Genomic DNA, 3,382 nt, shown 5'->3' with positions numbered 1-3,382 from the left:
ATCGACACTGCATAGTACAACACCCTCATTCATCCCTCCATTATGCAACGCCGAAATTTAATCGCTAGGTTTGCGTGATGAGTCGCTTCAGCAATTCGGATTGCACCTAATTATCAAGTACCTGAGTTTTGAGAAGCGATCGTAAGCTCTTTCAAGCTAGATCTCCCGTCTTTACAGCGTTAGAAGCGCTTCAGCAGTTGACGATTATTATCAATAATAAGATTTTCTTGATAATCAACCTGTGATTCTGTATGCTATATTCTCAAGAAAGGAGGCTCTGTTGAGAATATGAACGCTCCTGTTTATACATCTGCATCACTCAAAGCTGAACTCAATGAAAAGGGGTGGCGACTGACTCCACAGCGCGAAACCATCCTACAGGTTTTTCAAAATCTTGAAGAAGGAAACCACCTTAGCGCCGAAGATCTCTACGAGGTTCTCAAAGCTGACGGAGAAGGCATCAGTCTTTCTACCATTTACCGCACGCTCAAGCTTATGGCGCGGATGGGGATTTTGCGCGAGCTAGAATTAGCCGAAGGTCACAAACACTATGAACTAAACCAACCATATCCTCACCATCATCATCATTTGATCTGCGTTCGGTGCAGTAAAACGATCGAGTTTAAAAGTGACCCTATCCTCAAAATCGGCACCAAAGCCGCTCAGAAGGAGGGCTATCATCTGCTGGACTGTCAACTGACAATTCATGCAGTTTGCCCGACCTGTCAGCGATCGCTGCTTCCCGTCTAATCTGTCGGCTAACGATAGGCAACTCTGGCATCTAAGCCTCGCGCTCGGAGCGAATTGGATTGGCGATCGGCTCGTTCAACATTGGGGTAGCGGCCCGCTTCCACATAGTCACCCAGCTTCGATGTTCTTTCGACGGCTGCGGGGAAAAATTGTCTGACCTGCGAGAGTGTAACCGCGCCCTGCTTTGGAATCACAACATGATAGCGATTGACTCGATCGATAGAGCCGATCGTCCCAATCCCCAACTGATTCAGCGTTCTAGCATCTGCAATGCCCGTTTGTGGGAGTCGTTGAGCCGCTTGAAACCGCAGAACAGCATCTCTAGTGATTGAGCCATAGTATCCCGTTGGAGAAGCCTCAAAGTAGCCCCGTGCGCTCAGTCGGCGTTGCAGATTTTCTACATCTGAACCGCTACTGCCGATCGTCAATTCGCGACTGTTGGCAATGGGTGAACGGGGAGTCGTCGGTTCGATTGGGGCACTGTTGTTCAATGCTTGATAGACTTGAGATCCGACTACTCCATCTGCGGTCAATCCCCAGTCGCGCTGGAGTCGGATTACTGCGGATTCGGTCTGGGGACCAAAAACACCATCGATCGTCCCTGTGTAATAGCCTGCTGCGCTCAAGCGATTCTGCAAATCAGAAACAGCCGATCCTCTGCTGCCGAGTCTGAGAATGCCGCTCAGGTTATTCGTCGGGTTGAGGGTTTGAATGGAGCCGCCAATCACTGGGCTGCTGGCTAAAGCGGAAAGGGTGGCAGGGCCGACAATCCCATCTGGCACTAGGCCTAATCTGCGCTGGCAGGTGATGACCGCTTCTCTGGTCTGAGGGCCAAAAACCTCATCTACCAAGCCTAAATAACAGCCCTTGTTTGTCAATTGGTTTTGCAAATTGCCGACTTCGGAACCTCGATCGCCCTCTTGCAGTAGAGCCATTGCCGCACTTGCGAGACTCAAAATCGTCAGGCTAACTGCAATGCTCAAAAGCTTTACCCAGACCCCACTTGGAAGCTTTTGCCAATTTAGACTATCCAAAATTCTCAAAGGCCGAACGGGAGAGCGAAAGTCTTTGGGCAATTCGTTCTCGCAGGCAAGGTGCAGATAACCAAGGGTTTCCATATTCTTTTGATAGGCGTAAATGATGAGGCTAAGAGGACAGGCTTGTGCTTTTCCTTTGACAACATCTTAGCTGGATCATCCCTAGAGTGCCTATATCTCGGCAGACATTAACAGATCTACCTTAAGAAAGAAATTTCATCTTTTCAAAACCAATGTAGTCCCTTTTCTAAAGATTCAATGTTATTGAGCAGATTTCTCAATGTTTCCAGCCTTAACCCAGCCTTCTCGATCGCCCGTTTGCAACCGGACTTTTTGCCAATCTCCATCTGTGCTGGTTTCTAATACAAACACTTTATCGTTGAAGTCGATGCCACCAATCTGTGAAGAATCGCGACCTGGCGTATCTCTCAAAATCAGACCGATCGGCTGGCTCACCCGTCCCGCAAAGGCTCCTGCGGGGAGTGGTTTGGCAGAGGGTATATCATCCTGGACTTCCGGTTTCTCGACAGCTTTTGATTTAGCGACTGGTTTCGAGGCTAAAGGCTTGTCGTTTGGATAGATCGGCTTAGGAGGGGGCGCACTCAATTTGGTAATGAAGTATTGAGCCGCCATCAGACTGCCCCCAGCCAGCAGCGCGATCGCCAAAAGCAATCCCACAGAAACTTTGACTAAACCTGACCAACTCATCAAGTCACCCTCATCAAACGGTGAAGCAAGCAAGATATTAACATTGATTTTGCGATCGGCACGCCACCCTGAAGATTTTTCTCACCTTGAAATTGGCGATCGAGTTCGCTAGGGTGATGTCAGATTTTGGAGAAGTCATAATGCGTTATCAAACGGTTGCTGGATTTGTTGCCACAAGTGTTTTGCTTTCTGCGACTGCTTTGCGATCTGAGCCGTTACCGACGATTAGCCGTCTAGTGTTACGCGATCGTATTGTGGTGATTACATCGGTTCAGAAAGGTCTTCTCTATTCAGTTAAGACCGATCGCGGTGAAGTGCTAGATGCCAATCTCAGTGAGGCTCAACTTGAGGCAAAACATCCTGAGCTATATCAAAAGCTTCGTCCCGCTGTGGCTCGTCCGTTGGGGTCGATCAAACGGGAGTCGATCAACAAAAGGGAAATCCTTTGGATGGGAGTCCCAGCGATCAAAGAACTGAAATAACGTTTCTATACTCATTCTGGCTGCTGCAACTGGCGCTGGATGCGGTTGCTCAGGCTGCTGTGCTTTGAGGCCATGCGGGCCTTGCCAGCGGCCGCCCACTCTTGGAGAAATTCAATCTGCTCTTTGGCAGTTCGGGCCAGCGGAACGATTTGACTGGCCGCTTCGAGAACGTCGTCGGTAGTAAAGTCGCGATTTTGGCTAAACCCCAGGTGCATCGCTTCGGTCAAAGTTTGCTCGATTTCGGCACCCGAGAAGTCCGGCGTTTCGTAGGCGAGGCGATCGAGATCGTAGTGCTTGAGATTGTGGGGACGCAGGCGAGAAAGATGAACGGCAAAAATCGCCCGTCTTTCTTCTTGAGCAGGCAGACCGACAAAGAAAATTTCATCAAATCGACCTTTCCGCAAC

At 49.3% G+C, this 3,382-nt stretch carries 4 protein-coding genes and 1 pseudogene; 2 read left to right on the top strand and 3 right to left on the bottom strand.

Going from position 1 to position 3,382, the window contains the following annotated elements:
- The first annotated feature begins 288 nt into the window (after nt 1-288).
- The gene (locus tag ACKFKF_RS34660) at nt 289-750 is read left to right on the top strand and encodes a Fur family transcriptional regulator (RefSeq protein WP_446857198.1); all 462 of its coding nucleotides are present in this window, start codon (nt 289-291) and stop codon (nt 748-750) included.
- An 8-nt stretch (nt 751-758) separates the two neighbouring features.
- Here the strand turns inward: ACKFKF_RS34660 and ACKFKF_RS34655 are convergent, their stop codons facing one another.
- Together ACKFKF_RS34655 and ACKFKF_RS34650 are read right to left on the bottom strand one after the other, a co-directional pair.
- Nucleotides 759-1,868 carry a peptidoglycan-binding domain-containing protein gene (locus ACKFKF_RS34655; protein WP_446871892.1) on the bottom strand — a complete coding sequence of 370 codons (1,110 nt, stop codon included), beginning with the start codon at nt 1,866-1,868 and terminating at the stop codon, nt 759-761.
- A gap of 180 nt (nt 1,869-2,048) precedes the next feature.
- Nucleotides 2,049-2,495 carry an SH3 domain-containing protein gene (locus tag ACKFKF_RS34650; protein ID WP_446871891.1) on the bottom strand — a complete coding sequence of 149 codons (447 nt, stop codon included), beginning with the start codon at nt 2,493-2,495 and terminating at the stop codon, nt 2,049-2,051.
- Nucleotides 2,496-2,635: 140 nt separating this feature from the next.
- Here ACKFKF_RS34650 and ACKFKF_RS34645 point away from each other — a divergent pair, with 140 nt between their 5' ends.
- A complete protein-coding gene (locus tag ACKFKF_RS34645; RefSeq protein ID WP_446871890.1) occupies nt 2,636-2,977 on the top strand; it encodes a hypothetical protein in 342 nt (113 codons plus the stop codon).
- Nucleotides 2,978-2,988: 11 nt separating this feature from the next.
- On the opposite strand, the pseudogene ACKFKF_RS34640 reads toward ACKFKF_RS34645, so the two are convergent.
- Nucleotides 2,989-3,382, bottom strand: a pseudogene (locus tag ACKFKF_RS34640) (AAA family ATPase); the annotation flags it as partial.

The sequence above is a fragment of the Phormidesmis sp. 146-12 genome (genome assembly GCF_052939495.1).
The sequence above is the reverse complement of the archived record's forward strand: the minus strand, read 5'-3'. Positions and strand labels throughout refer to the sequence as shown.

Excerpts from the sequence above, each read along its gene's own strand:
- ACKFKF_RS34645 (WP_446871890.1), top strand. The coding sequence starts at position 2,636 with ATGCGTTATCAAACGGTTGCTGGATTTGTTGCCACAAGTGTTTTGCTT.
- ACKFKF_RS34655 (WP_446871892.1), bottom strand. The coding sequence starts at position 1,868 with ATGGAAACCCTTGGTTATCTGCACCTTGCCTGCGAGAACGAATTGCCC.
- ACKFKF_RS34660 (WP_446857198.1), top strand. The coding sequence starts at position 289 with ATGAACGCTCCTGTTTATACATCTGCATCACTCAAAGCTGAACTCAAT.
- ACKFKF_RS34650 (WP_446871891.1), bottom strand. The coding sequence starts at position 2,495 with ATGAGTTGGTCAGGTTTAGTCAAAGTTTCTGTGGGATTGCTTTTGGCG.